Consider the following 15,860-nt stretch of genomic DNA (forward strand, 5'->3'; position numbering starts at 1 on the left):
AGTTGCCGGATGGTGGTTCGTCTTGCCGTCATCGCCCAGATCCTCATACCGTGTTCGTGGCCGTTTTAAAACAGCCTGAGAGTATCGGCAAATCGTTCTTGGCTTGCGCATACGTCATGCGAGTTCAGCAGGATGATTTCGTTCGCTTCGCGTCCGTTGATCTGGCTGGCGTGGCGTAGGCGGATCATGTGCTTGGTGTAGTCGCGGCGGTCGTCGTGGCGCACGCGGGTCTGGCACACCATGAAAGGCTCGAAGTCTTCCCCGCGCAGTTCTTGCAGCACAGTCGCGGTGGGGATATAGCTGTACCGTTCCGAGCGGCTTTCGTGCGGGGCGTCCGCGAAGATGGACGGCGCTACGGCGCGAATCTGGTCATCCGATAGCGGATAGTCGGAACGCAGCACCGGAGAACGGGAAGCGAAACGGGATGCGAGTTGCATGGCACTTCTCCTGACAAAGAAAGGGTTTGCTGTTCACCCGCAACCGGATTCCTAGATTCGGAAGCCCAGCCTTTCGGCTGTTCGGTGCGGTCGGCACGAAGAACCCGGTTGGCCTCGTTGCCACCGTCTTTCCTGAGTTCATCGCCCGCGACGGTCAGGAGCGCGCGGACGGGGGCCGTCAAGGAGAAAAGCGCAGGGTTGGTGCGGCCCGCAGGCGCAGCCGAGGACACGGCCCTGCGCGCCTTGACGGAACACGGCCGCGGGCTACAGTCGCGGACAAGGGGATGAAGTCAGGGGAGACGGCTGGACAAGGCAACGGCCATCTTTGGTGCCGACCGCACGCAAGCGAGGCGCGCAGGCCCGAAGCTGGAAGCCGGGCCGTAGGCGTCAGCGATGGAAGCCCGAAGGGGACGAGACTCGCGCAGGGAGGCTCGATGCGAAGCACGACAGCGCGATCCGGCCATGCTTTGTGGGCCGGGGACGCGCAGGATTAGGTAGCCATAGGACACACCCATCTTCGGCGAGAAAAGATCAGAGAGCCAATCTCGTCTAAATTATCCGAAGCTATTCGTTACTATTCTGGAAAAATGGTCGCCATGACAATGGCTGGCAGGCAAGACTCCGGGGGAACACATGGGAATATCGTTTAGCTGATATTGAATCGCTGTTACGGATGTCCGCGTTGTGCAGCGAGCAGACGGCGGTTTGCGCGCTGCAGAACGGTGTCGAACAGAAAGCTCTCGTCTCGCCGCGCGTCCCGGACAGGCCTGTGTTGCCGTCCGTCGTGTGATCTCCTGCCCAGCGCGAAACGGACGCATTGGTGTGGCTGCACGCTGAAGCGCGTCTTACGTTGCCCAACACGCCAGCGACCGAGGTCGTGCTCGCGGCATTGCACGGAACGCGCTGTTCGGTTGATGTGTCAGCGGACTTTGCGTCCGTCGCGTGGCGAAAGCTCCTGCAGAATGCCCTGGTCGGGTTGATGGTCCTGGCAGGCCGTCGCGCAGGCATGTATTCCCGCGTCGACATCGCGGCACTGTCGCTGGCGTATCTAAAAGAATGCCTAGCGGTCGAAGGTGCCGACGGCGCGACACTGAGCGACGAAGTCGCGCAGGATATCGTCGATGGATTTCGGCGCTCTGCGCCCGATCTGGGCACGTCGATCCTCGCAGACCGGCAGGCGGGCCGTCTACTGGAATGGGATTGCCGCAACGGCGTCGTTCAGCGGCGAGCGCAACATCACGATATTCCGACGCCGGTGCCTAACACGCGCTAGGCGTAAATCGCACACAGTCGTGTTCAATCGACTACCGTCACAAACACGCAAGCAAGGCAAGATCTGAAACCGCTGGTTTTTCCCCGAAAAGCCAAGATCGATCATGGCCGTTCGGTGCATTATTCGAGAGTGACAGCCATTATACCGGCGGGGACGAGGTGAGCGCCTATCATCTGCTGAAGAAGCAGATGATAGGCGCGACCGTCATGCGACGCTTGTCATCAGTTAGCCCAACAGCGTCCGCCGTAAGGCCCGGGGTGCGTACCCGGAGGGCACACGAGGCCAGTTCTCCCGCTTTCGACGCAACCCACAATCGAGAGGAAAGCGGCGCCGCACAGAATCAGTAAAGCCACTCTGACTTTAATTTTCATCGAAATCCACCTGGTTTTAACAGAGAAGCGCAGCGCGGATTTTCAGTCCCGCCAGTTGCATAACGGCTGCGCGAGGAGTCGGCGGCATCATAGCGCCAACGATGCGCCTACATCCGGATCAACGCCGGATTCGATCACGAGGTCTGCACCCACTTGATCAATGGCGCGCGCCATAAATCGCCGTACTATTGGCGTTTTCTTGAGACGTGATAGTGCGCTGCTCCTGCGGCGTCAGATGCGTGCCGTTCACTGAAGAATCGGCGCGCTCTTCCGTTCGGATCGCGTGGTCATTCGCGCGAAGTTGCTGGGCCTGTGCCGAGCTCAACTGCCCATCCTGCACTCCTTTCGAAATCCGGTAGTTTTGTTCGGCAAGTCGCGAGTTGTCCGATGCGCGCCACGGATGATTAGCACCCCACGATTGCGCGTGGGCCTGCGGTACAGTGAACGGCGTCATCAGTGCGAAGATCAAACGGGAAACGATTCTGCGCTTCATAAAACTTACTCCTTTAGGTTGGTTTAGCGGCGGTAGATCGCACTCGCGAGAAGTCGATGAATTCGAGGTCTTGCGGTACGCATTTATAAAACGCCTGACACTGGGGAATCCGTTGCGAGAATATGTAACATTTGTATCGCTGCTAGCAGTGGAAGAGGCTGCAAACGTCAGCGCTCGGTAGCGAAGGAATGCGATGTCGTTCGCTTCGCCCCAGATTTCATTTCGCATACCAAATCAAACTGATGTGACAAGTTTCCGCTTATGACGTTTTAGCGTTCCGCATCCGCTCAATCCGTTTCGCGCTCGCACACGGCTTCCGGGTCCATCTCGCGATCCTGTTCCACGCGTCCGGATGCCTGGACGACGCGTTGTTGAATTGCGCCATGGCGAGAACGAATGCCAAGGTTGCATTTCCACCAGCGGCACGACCAACTGCGACATAGCGATAAGGCACCCGTGTCGCCATTGGGATATGTTCGGCAGGCGCTTTTGATAGAGAGACATCAAATTCACGCCTAAAAGCGCCGCACTCGCACAGTCGAAGCGCGCGCTCAACGCTCTGATCCATGCATTCGGCATTGTGCCCAACACTTTCATCTCAACGGCTGGCTCGCTGAAGCCGATCAACGGCCTGTCGGGACGTGCGGGCCAGACGAAACTGCTCACCTCCGCGACCAATGCTCCAAGTGACTGGTCGCGTTCCATTCGTTTCTCGCACTCAAGGAATTCCTGAGCGATGCCGATGTGCTGGAGATTTGCGAAAACCATCTGCACCAGAACGAACAACTCGCCGCGCTATCGCGTCTGACGCACGCGCTGAGGTTAAAGCCTAGTCACCCGGCTGAGCAGGAGGTTGCAGCGCTAACGGCTCTCGAGTTCAGACAACTACCTTCCCTCGATTTCATTTACAGAATCTCACGCTGCTTTTTGTGCAGTCTCGCGGTCATAGGGAGCCCGGTAGCCGATCGACAAGTGAATGCGCTGGCGACTTTACGCACCACCGAGTCTTAAAGAAGCTCCACATTGGCGCGTCATCCTAGGCGTTTGCGCGCTGACTCATCGATACGTATACATGCGGGCCTTTCCAATCAAGGAGAATGAGCATTGCCCCGGCACCGCGCGGCTCAAATTGAACGAATTGTTACGAGTCCGACCGACGGATTTCCTGTGCTGAAGTGTTTAATCATTGGCTGTCACGCGAAACGCTTCAGTGCCTGCAAGCACCGACGACGCTAAGCGCATGCGCTGAACAGCCTTCCTCAACTGCACGACAACGACCGGAGTAAAAAATGAAAAGACACGAACACAGAAACGCGTGCTTCCGCCCGCTGATACTTTCGTCTATCGCCGCGCTTTGTTGCACGTTTGCCGGCGCTACCGTATTCGCGCAAACACCACCGCCCTTCGAAAACGTCTCGCCGGGCGTGCATCCATACCTTGCTCAAGCACAGGCAGACATAGCTCAAGCCAACCAGGCCATCCTGTCCGCACAACATGCGAACGGCTACGCGCTGAACGGTCACGCGGAAAATGCACGTCGGCTGCTGGACGGCGCAAGCGCCGAGCTGAAGGCTGCCGCGAGGACCGCAAACGGGCGCTAGCCGTTTCTCGTGATTGCGCGATGTCGGCTTTTACTGACGTCGCGCCCATCGGTATCAAGCACTTGAGACGAGGACTTCTTTCACTGATTGGCGGGCCGTGTCCATTCCATTTCGGGAGCACCTATGGAGCAATCTGCTGAACATCAGCTTTGGTGACGCTGAGACAGTCGTCCAGTTGTGTAAAGTCGGCTGCGGGCTTCATACCCATCGCCCGCACCGCGAGACTTACCCCCACCGAGACCACCAGATTCACGATCAGCGACCACACCGCCGCATAACCCGGAATCGCGAGACCGCCGATATGCAGCACAAAGATCGAGCCGGCCAGTTTCAGCGAAATCTCCATCCACGTGCCGGTTGCGATGCCGACCGCCCAGCCGACCAGCAGACCGCGATGGTCGAGCACGCGCGTGTAGAGACCGAGCACGATCGCAGGCAGCGTCTGGATGATCCAGATGCCGCCCAGCAACTGAAGCTGAATCGCGTACGTGAGCGGCAAACCGAGAATGAACGCGACCGCGCCGACCTTGACGATCAGCGACACCAGCTTCGCGACGTTGGTCTCCTGCTCATGCGACATGTTGCGGTTCACAAACTCCTTGTGGATGTTGCGCGTGTACAGGTTCGCTGCCGCAATCGACATGATCGCCGCCGGCACCAGCGCTCCGATACCAATCGCCGCGAAGGCCACGCCGACGAACCACGACGGGAAGAAGTGCAGGAACAGCGCCGGCACCGCGAAGTTCGGGCCGAACGCCTTGAAGTACGGCGCGAATTCCGGCATGTCTTTCACGCCCGAGGCCAGCGCCATGAAGCCGAGCAGCGCGAGCAGACCGAGCACCAGCGAGTAGGCCGGCAGCATCGCCATGTTGCGGCGGATCGTGTTACCCGACTTCGACGACAGCACCGCGGTGATCGAGTGCGGATACAGGAACAGCGCGAGAGCCGAACCCACTGCAAGCGTCGCGTACGCGCTGTAGCCGTTCAGGCTCGAGACGTCCGGCGCCTTCAGCAGCAGCTTGGCAGGCGGCACCACGCTGAAGATATGGCCGAAGCCGCCCAGTTGCGGCGGAATCACGATGATCGCGGCAAAGATCACGATATAGATCAGCACGTCCTTGACGACCGCGATCATGGCCGGCGCGCGCAGGCCCGACGTGTACGTGTAAGCCGCCAGAATCGCGAACGCGATGATCAGCGGCAGGTCGCCGACGAAGCCCTTGGTGTCGAAACCGAGCGCGCCGATCACCACTTCGATACCGACCAGTTGCAGCGCGATGTACGGCATCGTCGCGACAATGCCGGTCACGGCGATCGCCAGCGCCAGCATGCGGCTGCCATAGCGAGCCGAGACGAAGTCGGCCGATGTCACGTAACCCTGACGCTTGGCGATGCTCCACAGTTTCGGGAACACGACGAACGCGAACGGATAGATCAGGATCGTGTACGGCAGCGCGAAGAAACCCGTTGCGCCCGCGCCGAACACCAGCGCCGGCACGGCGATGAAGGTGTAAGCGGTGTACAGGTCGCCGCCGAGCAGGAACCACGTGACGATCGTGCCGAAGCGGCGGCCACCGAGACCCCACTCGTCGAGATGCGCGAGATCGCCCTTGCGCCAGTGCGCCGCGACGAAACCGAGAATCGTGACGCCGATGAAAAAGAGAATGAAGACAAACGTTGCAGTCGGATTCATTGCAAATCCCTCGGGGATCTGTGGTTCTTCGAGAGGCCTTTGGTCTTGTGGTACACGAACGCGGTGATGACGGCGCTGATCAGCACCCACGCGAGTTGATACCAGTAGAAGAACGGGAAGTCCCATAGCGTGGGTTCGACCTTGTTATACGACGGCACCCAGACCATCGCGATCCAGGGCAGCAACAGCAACCAGAGACAAGAGCGGCACATGTTAGTAAGATTTTTGAAACAGCTAATAGGAAAATATCAAACATCTGCATCGAGCGAGTTGCTGCGTCGGCCACAAACATACAACTGCATTATTTTTGCTCACTACCGGGATGAAATTCTTCCCTGATGAAACGCCTCTTTCGCCATGGAACAAGCTCTTCCGCAGAGCGGTTCAATAATAAGCAAAAATTGCTTTATCTATTTTTAAACTAAAATACGGAAATTAAACTGTATGCTAACGTAGCAGCGTTACTCATCGTTTCCAGGCGATATGAATTTCAAAACACATGTAAACGTATGTTGATCATGAAGAGTCTGCCGTCACAGACTCTTGCGGTAACTCACTCGAAATCAGTCGGCCTTGACTTTTCTCCTGCTCTATTTCACGGACGCTCGACTCGAGGTTAATCGTGCCCGCGAAAAGTTCGTAAATCTCTGGACTGATACCATACGAAAAGCTTGCGGCAGCAAAAACAAATAGTTCTCTAGGCCATAGCGCACAAACAGCTACCAACCCGATACACGTGACACCAGAAATAAGAAAAAACAAAGAGCACATCGGCATGACCATCGCGAGGCCACTATTAAAACGAAAATATGCCGCCAAAGTCTGCCATACTTCTAATTAAACAGAAAAATAAAACACATATTATTAAAACAAGTCTTCTATATCGATTTCAACAATGCTGTTCGATCAATTTTTCCTAGCGCATTTCGCGGGATAAGAGGAAGCGAATAAATTTGATCGGGAACTTTGTAGTCCGCGAGTCGCCCAAAAGCAAAGCGAAGGATATTGTCAAGCAACGCAACACCAGCATCGTCGGTTAAATGAACGAAGCCAACTATCCGCTGACCGAGTTTCGTATCAGGTACGCCAAGGACCGTCGCATCAATCACGCACGGATGTAGAAGTAGAATGCGCTCGACTTCAATCATCGGTGAAACATTGGATCCGGCTCGGACTATAAGATCCTTATGGCGTGCAACGAACTGATAACGATCGTTTTCCAGTTGACGCATAACACCTCCAGTCGGGTACCAACCACCAGGAAACGCCGAAATTCGTGACGCGTCCCAGTAACCCAAAGCGACGTGAGGACCACGAATCCGGAGTTGACCGATCGCTCCGCGCGCAGCCATTTTGCCATCCGCATCAACGATTTGTGTCTCGACATTTGGCATGGGGATATATGCGGGTGGCGCATCATTTGGGCGACTTAACGAACCAATTGCTTCCGTAGATGCCCACAAAGCATGCAACGGCATATTGAAGGTCTACCTAAATTCCTCGTAAATGTATGGATGACAGGCATCTCCTCCCGTTCCATATAAGCGCATTACGTTCAGAGCGCGGGGCTTTCGTTTTTGGCACAAAATTAGTTGTGAAAATGTGTACGGGAACGCGAACATTGTCGTGCATTTGTGCGTTTCCAGCCCATCAAGGATGTTATCGGCATTCGCACCGTCCAGCATAACAAGCACTGCGCCAAACAATAAAGTGGCGATGAGAGTAAAAAGGCCAGAAGCATGCACCATCGGAAAGTAGAACGCGACACGCTCTCCCTCCTGAAATGCGTTCAATCGCGAAGCCCCTTCTAAGAGCGTCGATAGGTTGTGTGCTACGAACTTTGGCTTGCTTGCAGTACCCGAAGTTGTCAGCAGGACGGCGACCGCATTCGGGTCCTCGCTAGCAACAGGACAAAGATGCCGACCTTGATACAAAGTATCCCAAGCGACGCCTGATGAAGGTCTCACGCTACCAACGTGAAGCCTTCGGGATAGGGGAATATCGTCGTCTTTGCCATGCTTATGCTCGTTCATGCTGTGCCGATTATCCAAAGTACCTAACACGCTAAGCAACTGAAAGGGTCAGCACGATTTCGAATCTACGAACTTGAAACCCCTCGGGAATACGTCGCTCGGGTCAAGCGTGAACTCTGAGGTACCTGTTATCCATGCCGTGCCGGTGATTTGCGGTATGACAGCAGGCACTCCACCAATCTCGGTTACGTCGGTCAACTGTCCCACGAACCGAGTGCCAATGATGGACTCGTGAACAAAAGGCTCGTCCAGCGAGAGCTTTCCGGTATGGTACGCCAGTGCCATGCGGGCGGACGTACCCGTACCACACGGCGACCGGTCGAAGTAGCGCGGCTCCTTGACCATGAGGTTCTTTGCCGGCCGGTTCGCAGTTGCTTCTTCGGTGAAAATCATGGATCGCAGCGGACCGATCTCGCTGCCTGCCGGAGGGTGGAAGGACAGCTGTTCCTGAGCAGCTTTGACCACCAGCATGCCGAGGTCTTGCAACTTCTCGATGTTTGCCGGGACGAGCTCAACCCGGAAGTGCTTACTCTCAACGATGACGTATAGGTTCCCACCGTACACGACGCTCGCGGGAACCGGGCCATAACCCGGGACACGCAGTGTCCGCTCATGTGCCAGTACGTATGACGGCACGTTCGTAAATGTGACGCTAACCGCCTTTTTATCCCGCACGCGAACCTTGGTTGCGATGAGCCCAGCTGGCGTGTCAAGCCGGACCTCCGTATAGGGTTCGATAACATCGACCATTCCCCGATCGACTATCGCCGTGGCTACACCAATTGTTCCGTGACCACACATCGCCCAGAAGCCACCCGCGCTCATGTAGACGACGCCGAAGTCCGCGTCAGCTGTGGCCGGTGGCATAAGAATCGAGCCCACCATTGCTGCATGACCGCGCGGCTCATTCATGAGCATCTCGCGGAGGTCATCGAGGTTTTGCTGAAGCCACGCACGTCGTTCGGCCATAGTCTTCCCGGGTACCTCCGGTGTGCCCGATACTACAACGCGCATCGGCATGCCTTCTGCGTGGGTTTCGACCGTGCGAACAGAAAAGAGCGTTGACATCTACATTTCCTTAAAACATAACAAAGTTTGCTGCGCCGAAGCGACATTCCGACTTGAGTCGGCCTCCTGGAAAATTTCTTCTCCACCAAGGCGCAGAACGGCCCAATGGTTTCCAGAATGGCAGGGGACACTCTTAGCGACTTGTCAAGGCGCTACTACCTGCGCTTCCTAAGGACTTAAGGACCTTGCGTGTCATCTCTCGGATTTTGCATATATCGGACTTTGAGGCCGGAGAAAACGGTCGTCAATGGAATATTTCGACAGCAAAATATTCCAATTTATCGATCTTCGGGCAAGCCCCTGAAGCGTCGTACTCCACTCTCAGAGACGACCCGGGTCGGGAGGCACTTGGCGGATTTGCTTGTGGTCAGGTGTCCGATGCAATCGTAATGATCACGCGACACAAGTGACACCGACTACCGGGTAGCCTTGGATGGAAAGCGTTGGCGCGACGCCCTCCATCTATCCGTGCGTTGGAGATCAGATGGTCTGGCTGTCTGACGACGTCGCCCAGGCAGTTGATTTCACCGACTTCCAACGATGGCGCGCTATCACCCTGCGATTGGCGGCGGCGTCATTGTATGCTCGATTACTTGCCATCTAACAAAGCTCGGCGTAGGCGGTCACGAAATCCAAGCTTCTGCGGGCGAATGCTTCCGAATCGCGCGAGAGGGATTGAGATATGCCAATCGCGAGGATACGGACATCGTCGTCATTAGAGCGATTGTTCCTCCGACCTACTGACGCCCGTCGGTTCGAACCTGACGACTGATGGATGGAAAATAAACACGGCCGGTTTCAGCGCGGAAGATGCGGAGTTCCACGCCGGCACACAACCGCAGTTCCTCGTTTCGGGAGATGCTGCGATGTCAACGGTGTGATGGCCAAACGTGATTTGGTGTCGTGTCATTTTGAACTGTCTGTGATGCCCGTCGCGCGAGTAAGCGGCTGAATCGGTCTGTCACAATGCTCATTCAATTAGCGGAAAGGGCATGTTTTTCATGAAAATTCTTCGCCTATAAAAGATCAAGAACGCCCTTCATTCGGCCGTTACCTCGCTTGTCGACATTCCTGTCGCAGTCGGTCGTATGTGCCAATACTTCTTCATAAGGATGAGAAGGGATGAAAACCTTGCGCGTCAGAATTGCGCTTACCTGTCTGCTTGTTATCGTGGTCTCGGTTAGCGCCATTTGTGGCATAAATTATTGGGTAGGCTCGCGCTACAGCAGCCAGATGATTGCGCAAGACCTGAATACGATCGCAACGGGCTACGCTGGTTCGATCGGGGAGTGGGTTAGGTCTCGCGAAAGCATGGTGAACGCCATTCGTGAAGAACAGCTTACCTTGACTGGACAGCCTGCCGTCAGTCAGTTGATGGCGTCCGGAGGTTTTTCGGCCGCGTATGCTGGATTTCCGAATAAGGATGTAGTCCTTAACTATGGACATTCGACGTTGCCTGCGAATTACGATCCAACAGCGCGGCCGTGGTATCTGTTTGCGGCGCGCGCCGACGGGCCAGTTCTGACAGAGCCGTACCGTGCGGTGAATACAGGTGGTCTGGTGGTGACGTTCGCAGCTCCTGTACGAAAGGATAGTACCCTTCGGGCTGTAGTGGGTGCTGACATACCGTTGGACAGGGTAGTCGATATCGTCAACAGTATTCACCCCACGCCGTCGAGCCAGGCGTTCCTTGTGAGCGCGAGCGGAAACGTGATTGCCTATGCTGACAGGCAAATGCTCTTGAAGCCGGCGGTTGAACTGTCATCTAGCCTCGACGGCGATGGTTTGGACAGGCTGATTTCGACTGCGCAGCCTCAGGACGCGATGGTCGGCCGGCAATCGAAGATTCTGGTCGGAAGAAAAGTTCCCGGCACTGACTGGACCCTCGTAGTTGCACTCGACAGGGATGAAGCGCTGACTGGCCTGCGCGCGATGGCCAGGGCATCGGTCATAGCTCTTCTTGTAGTCTGCCTGGCCGCGTTCTTTCTGATGGCAGCGTTGTTGAGCGGGCCCTTTGGTCGACTGCGGTCGGCTGTGGACGCAATGGAGCAAGTTGCATCCGCTGACGCCGATTTGACGAACCGTCTGCCGGAAAATGGACAGGACGAGGTAACGTCGATAAACCGGGCGTTTAATCTGTTCATGGGCAAGATCGGAAGCGTTCTCGCGCAAGTTCACAAGGGAAGTCTAAATGTTCGTGGCGCGGCATCGGAGATTGCGGCCGCTAACCAGAGCGTCGCCTCCCGGACCGAAGGGGCCGCAAGCGCGTTGCAGGAGACCGCGGCAGCAATGAGGCAGCTTAACGATGCTATCCGACAATCCGCCAACGCTGTTGTGTCGGCACATAGACTTGCTGATGAGGCTCTGACCACCGCTTGCGAGGGCGAAGGCGTCGTCCAACGAGTGGTGGAGAGTATGTCCCAGATCGCGGCGTCATCGCGACAGGCGTCGGAGATCATAAGTGTGATTGACGGCATTGCATTCCAGACCAACATCCTTGCGTTGAACGCGGCCGTCGAATCGGCTCGAGGTGGCGAGATGGGGAGAGGGTTTGCCGTCGTCGCGGCAGAGGTTCGCGCTCTCGCACAACGCAGTGCAGCCGCGGCTAGGGAAATCAGGCGATTGCTAGAGCAGTCCAGCCAGATAGTCGAGTCAGGCCATGGGCATGCGTCACGCGCGGGGCAGGCCATGCAGGAAATTTCCACGAGCATCAGGTCACTGACATCTACGATGGCAGCATTGAATACAACATTCGCAGAGCAGACAGGCGGAGTGGGAGAGGTTAATCGTGCTGTGGTGCAGCTTGATGAGTCCGCACAGCAAAATGCGGCCGTCGTTGAGCAGACCTCGGCGGCCACTGATGCGCTGCGGGACGAGGCGCAGCGACTTTACGAGCAGGTCAATCAATTCAAACTCGAGTCTTCGCCAGGTGGCAGCGGCAGCGCCGTGAGCGTGGTGGGCAACCGCCGTTATCGCTGATCGGGACGACAATGGTTTGCACGCAGTTGAGGAGCGTCTGGGTGGGCAGAAACTCAATTGCCACACAGAACTTCGGGATCTTGCCGATCTGGACATCGTGGACAAGAAGGTCCGATCCATCGAGTCACGCGTGGGGAACGTGCAGATTCTCGTGAACGCTCGCTCGAGACTCTTCAGAGCCCATGAGGGAATCATGACACCGTTCGAAAGACATGTCGGCAAGCCGCTATCATTGGACCGGGACAACATCGACACAGACGCGATAATTCCCAAGCAGTTTATGAAGTCGATCTCGCGTGCCGGGCTGGGACCACACGCCTTTGACGCGTGGTGACATCGAAATGAGGGCTATTTCGGAAAGCCGATAGCGGACCGCGAGCCTGAGCCAGACTTTGTACTGAACAATCCGGGCTACGCGCGCCCAACCGTTCTCGTTACCGGCGAAAACTTCGGCTGCGGGAGTTCGCGCGAACACGCTCCATGGGCGCTGCAGGAGTTCGTATTCAAGGTTCTGATTGCGAGAAGCTCACCGACATCTTTTACGGCAACTGCTGCAAGATTGGGCTGCTGCCTATCGTACTGAGCGAACCTGATATCGAGGAGTTGCATGCGCCTGTCGCATCAGACTCCGGGCTTACCTTGGAAGTTGACCTGATCGAGCGTTGGGTGAAAGTGTTTAATGGCAATATCTTCCGCTTCAGTATCGATGAGGTCGTGGGTCAGGATTTCCTCAATGGCATGGACGACGTGAGCGCCACGCTGTCGCGCGTTGATGAAATCAGACAGTTCGAGGCTCAACACATTGCTCGGCGTCGATGGATCTGATGATCACCCCGGCGGGTAATCCCGGCAGTGCGTTTCGATGCAGGTTTGGTGAAGCGCTTGCGGTTCCTGCGAATCGAAAAAAGTGAGTCCGCCCGCAACCTGCGCGATGCATGTAGACACGGTTGAAGTCCGCAGAGCGCGTCGGGTCCGAGCATTCCGAGCCTTTTGTGTTCACGTTCACGTCCGGCAAGTACACCGTGCCGGCGGCCCACCCAGGTGGTTCCCACTGCCTAGATCAAGCCCAACTGGCGTTCCAGATGAGCGCGGGCTGGTCTGGCCGTTAGCCTACTGCGGCTCATACATGAAAAAAACGATAGTTTCTCATATAAAAATATCGCTTTTTTCCTTTCTTTTGGATGCTTATCGTTCTCTTGCAGCATCGTCGTGCGAGTGTTGCACGGCAGGACGCAGGGCGGCGGGAACACGCACCTCAGAAGGCGCAACCCGCGGTCACTGAATCAATCCGCCCTTGGAGACAATATGGATACCGTCGTAGAAAACCCGCCGGCCCCCGGCATTGCGCGCAAGTCACGGATCGGCCTTGCGTGGCAGATCGTAATTGGCCTTGTCGTAGGTATTGCAACGGGACTGGTGCTGAACCACTATCCGGAGTATCGCGAAGCCGCGATCTCTGGCCTGTTGCAGCCCGCCGGGGATGTCTTCATAAAACTGATCAAAATGATCGTCGTCCCGATTGTGTTCGCGAGCATGGTGGTCGGTATAGCGGGTGTCGGCGACGGCAAGTCGGTCGGACGTATTGGCCTGAAAACCCTTCTCTACTTCGAGATCGTAACGACGATCGCCATCGTCCTTGGTCTTTTTCTCGGCAATGTACTGCAGCCGGGCGTTGGTACGGATCTTTCGCAGCTTGGCCACGCTGACCTCTCTATTTATCGGCAATCGACGCAGGCTGTGCACGGAGGTCATGGGCTCATGTCACTCTTGCTTGGCATCATTCCTGAAAACGTAATTGCATCGATGGCGAAGGGCGACCTGCTGGCCGTCATCTTCTTTTCAGTGCTCTTCGGCTTGGGTCTGCAAGCGGTACCCGAGGAGTTTCGCAAGCCTGTAATCGCGACACTCAAGGGCATCGCCGACGCGATGTTCAAAGTCACCGCGATGGTGATGCGCTACGCGCCCATCGGTGTGTTTGCACTCATTGCCGTGACGGTCGCCAGCTTTGGCTTCGGCTCGCTGCTTCCGCTCGTCAAGCTCGTCGCGGTGACGTACTTTGCGATCGTGATTTTTGCCTTTGGTGTGCTGGGTGTTGTTGCACGCCTGTGCGGGTTTCGCATCCTCACGATCTTGAAGATCATCAAGGATGAGCTCGTCATCGCGTTCTCGACCTCAAGCTCGGCGACTGTGCTCCCGCAGTTGATGAAGAAAGTCGAGGACTATGGCGTGCCGAAGAGCATTACGACTTTTGTGGTCCCAACAGGTTACTCTTTCAACCTCGACGGTGCATCGATCTATCTGGGTATTGCCACTTTGTTTGTCGCACAGCTCTATGGTATCCATCTTGGCGTTCAGGAGCAGATCGTGTTGACGCTGACAATGGTCGTGACGTCAAAGGGCGCCGCGGGCGTGCCGGGTTTCATATTCGTGATTCTGCTTGCGACCTTGGCGAGCGCGGGCTTGCCGGTCGAAGGTCTCGCATTCATCGCCGGTGTTGACCGCATTATGGACATGGGACGCACGGCGCTTAACGTGGTGGGAAATGCGCTGGCACCACTCGTGATTGCGAAGTGGGAAAAGCAGTACGACGCCGAGAAGGGGCGCGCGTACCTCGCCTCGCTCGACAAATGATGCGGAACGGATGCGTTGCGCCTCAATACATTTTGGCCGCACTTCAGAAGCGCTGGTTGATAGTCATCTCCTCAACGCCTCCCCTCGTACCCGCACACGACTGAACTGCGCCTACGGGCGGGCCGCCTATGGTGGCTATAGCATGGCGCTGCAACAACGTTGCCGATGGCGCAGTGCGATCCCGAGTCGCAAGGGAAGAAGATGAGGTATTACGGCTTCCTGTTGAACGCTTTAAGTTGTGGAGTCTTCTATAGGAGATGCAATTCTGCCCATTGACTTCTAGGTGGTCTATCGTGCGAAACGATACTAAGAGACCATTTCAAAAAGACCCCGAGGGGACTGTTAACCTTTTCGGCAAGCTGTTAACCTTGGCCGTCTGAACAATCGGAACCAAGGGGATGGGCACGCCGATCATTGATGACGAGCTATGGGCATTGATCGAACCTTTGCTGCCACCGCCAAAGCCGCGACGCAAGAAATATCGAGGCCGCCGCACGGTTTCGGACCGGGCTGCACTGAACGGCATCCTGTTCGTGTTCAAGACCTGGATACGGTGGTGCGACCTGTCGATCAAGCTGGGATTTGGTTCGGGCCCGACCTGCTGGCGTCGCTTGCACGACTGGCAAAAGGCTGGCGTGTGGGACCGACTGCACGAGTTGCTTCTCGCGAAGTTAAGCGAGGCCGGCCGGCTCGATTTCTCACGAGCGGCCGTCGATTCATCGTCGGTGCGAGCCGTTGGGGCGGGCGAAGAACTGGCCCGAACCCCACGGATCGCTCGCGATCCGGTTCCGAACATCACATCCTCGTAGATGCGAAAGGCGTCCCCGTCAATGCCATCCTGACCGGCGCGAACCGCAACGACGTCACCCAATTGCTGCCGCTTGTCGATGCGATCGCGCCGATTCGCGGTGTACGTGGCCGCCCGCTTCAGAAGCCCAAAGTCATTTACGCCGATCGCGGCTACGACTCCGAACCACATCGCCGGAAACTTCGCAAACGTGGCATCAAGCCGGTGATCGCAAAGCGCCGAACCGAGCACGGCAGTGGTCTCGGAAAATTCCGCTGGGTGGTCGAGCGTACTCACGCATGGCTCCACAACTTTTGTCGTCTTCGCATTCGCTTTGAGCGTCGCGCCGACATACACGAAGCATTTCTCAAATTCGGTTGCTCCCTCGTCTGCTGGAACATCTTCAGACGTACGGGGCAGTCCTTTTGAAACGGTCTCTAATGGGGTGACGCGAGAAACTCTGCCCGCTCCCAAGCATCACCATCGACTCAGCG

At 56.5% G+C, this 15,860-nt stretch carries 11 protein-coding genes and 3 pseudogenes; 7 read left to right on the forward strand and 7 right to left on the reverse strand.

Translation table 11 applies throughout. The annotated features are described in order from the left end of the window. Window positions 1-113: 113 nt before the first annotated feature. Window positions 114-437: pseudogene (locus tag FFS45_RS34840) on the reverse strand (DUF932 domain-containing protein); the annotation flags it as partial. Between the two features lie 673 nt (window positions 438-1,110). Between FFS45_RS34840 and FFS45_RS34845 the strand changes: the two are divergent. Then, window positions 1,111-1,710, forward strand: a pseudogene (locus FFS45_RS34845) (ketopantoate reductase C-terminal domain-containing protein); the annotation flags it as partial. A gap of 528 nt (window positions 1,711-2,238) precedes the next feature. On the opposite strand, the gene FFS45_RS42575 reads toward FFS45_RS34845, so the two are convergent. Beyond that, window positions 2,239-2,802 carry a hypothetical protein gene (locus tag FFS45_RS42575; protein ID WP_249363041.1) on the reverse strand — a complete coding sequence of 188 codons (564 nt, stop codon included), beginning with the start codon at window positions 2,800-2,802 and terminating at the stop codon, window positions 2,239-2,241. 1,061 nt (window positions 2,803-3,863) lie between these two features. On the opposite strand from FFS45_RS42575, the gene FFS45_RS34855 reads away from it, so the two are divergent. Then, a complete protein-coding gene (locus FFS45_RS34855; protein WP_249363042.1) occupies window positions 3,864-4,175 on the forward strand; it encodes a hypothetical protein in 312 nt (103 codons plus the stop codon). 121 nt (window positions 4,176-4,296) lie between these two features. Here the strand turns inward: FFS45_RS34855 and FFS45_RS34860 are convergent, their stop codons facing one another. From FFS45_RS34860 to FFS45_RS34880, 5 genes and pseudogenes are all read right to left on the reverse strand, one after another. After that, window positions 4,297-5,868 (reverse strand): monocarboxylate uptake permease MctP, encoded by a 1,572-nt coding sequence (locus FFS45_RS34860; RefSeq protein ID WP_137959181.1) that lies wholly within the window; start codon window positions 5,866-5,868, stop codon window positions 4,297-4,299. Continuing rightward, window positions 5,865-6,080, reverse strand: coding sequence for a DUF3311 domain-containing protein (locus tag FFS45_RS34865; RefSeq protein WP_137959182.1), 216 nt, complete (start codon window positions 6,078-6,080; stop codon window positions 5,865-5,867). Before FFS45_RS34865 ends, FFS45_RS34860 begins: the two co-directional genes overlap by 4 nt. Window positions 6,081-6,746: 666 nt before the next feature. Next, complete coding sequence (locus tag FFS45_RS42580; RefSeq protein WP_349292341.1) at window positions 6,747-7,100, reverse strand: class I adenylate-forming enzyme family protein; 354 nt, start codon at window positions 7,098-7,100, stop codon at window positions 6,747-6,749. 66 nt (window positions 7,101-7,166) lie between these two features. Next, window positions 7,167-7,901, reverse strand: a pseudogene (locus FFS45_RS34875) (AMP-binding protein); the annotation flags it as partial. A gap of 48 nt (window positions 7,902-7,949) precedes the next feature. Next, window positions 7,950-8,969, reverse strand: coding sequence for a proline racemase family protein (locus FFS45_RS34880; RefSeq protein ID WP_137959185.1), 1,020 nt, complete (start codon window positions 8,967-8,969; stop codon window positions 7,950-7,952). Window positions 8,970-10,091: 1,122 nt separating this feature from the next. Between FFS45_RS34880 and FFS45_RS34885 the strand changes: the two genes are divergently transcribed. The 5 genes from FFS45_RS34885 to FFS45_RS34900 all read left to right on the forward strand — a co-directional run bounded on the left by FFS45_RS34885 (window position 10,092) and on the right by FFS45_RS34900 (window position 15,795). After that, window positions 10,092-11,948, forward strand: a complete 1,857-nt coding sequence (locus FFS45_RS34885) for a methyl-accepting chemotaxis protein (RefSeq protein WP_137959186.1) — start codon at window positions 10,092-10,094, stop codon at window positions 11,946-11,948. 364 nt (window positions 11,949-12,312) lie between these two features. Then, window positions 12,313-12,531 carry a hypothetical protein gene (locus tag FFS45_RS42920; protein WP_349292342.1) on the forward strand — a complete coding sequence of 73 codons (219 nt, stop codon included), beginning with the start codon at window positions 12,313-12,315 and terminating at the stop codon, window positions 12,529-12,531. Beyond that, entirely contained in the window at window positions 12,429-12,773 is a 345-nt protein-coding gene (locus FFS45_RS42590) for a hypothetical protein (RefSeq protein WP_249363043.1), read from the forward strand. The genes FFS45_RS42920 and FFS45_RS42590 overlap by 103 nt, the downstream gene beginning before the upstream one ends. A 480-nt stretch (window positions 12,774-13,253) precedes the next feature. Continuing rightward, window positions 13,254-14,579: a glutamate/aspartate:proton symporter GltP gene (gene gltP / locus FFS45_RS34895; protein ID WP_137959187.1), complete on the forward strand. Its 1,326-nt coding sequence runs from the start codon at window positions 13,254-13,256 to the stop codon at window positions 14,577-14,579. A 398-nt stretch (window positions 14,580-14,977) separates the two neighbouring features. Beyond that, a protein-coding gene (locus FFS45_RS34900; protein WP_249363044.1) for an IS5 family transposase occupies window positions 14,978-15,795 on the forward strand; the annotation gives its coding sequence in 2 pieces (ribosomal slippage) (window positions 14,978-15,329 and window positions 15,329-15,795; 819 coding nt in all). The last annotated feature ends 65 nt before the right edge of the window (window positions 15,796-15,860 follow it).

This window comes from Burkholderia sp. 4M9327F10 (assembly GCF_005503145.1).
Taxonomy (GTDB): domain Bacteria; phylum Pseudomonadota; class Gammaproteobacteria; order Burkholderiales; family Burkholderiaceae; genus Paraburkholderia.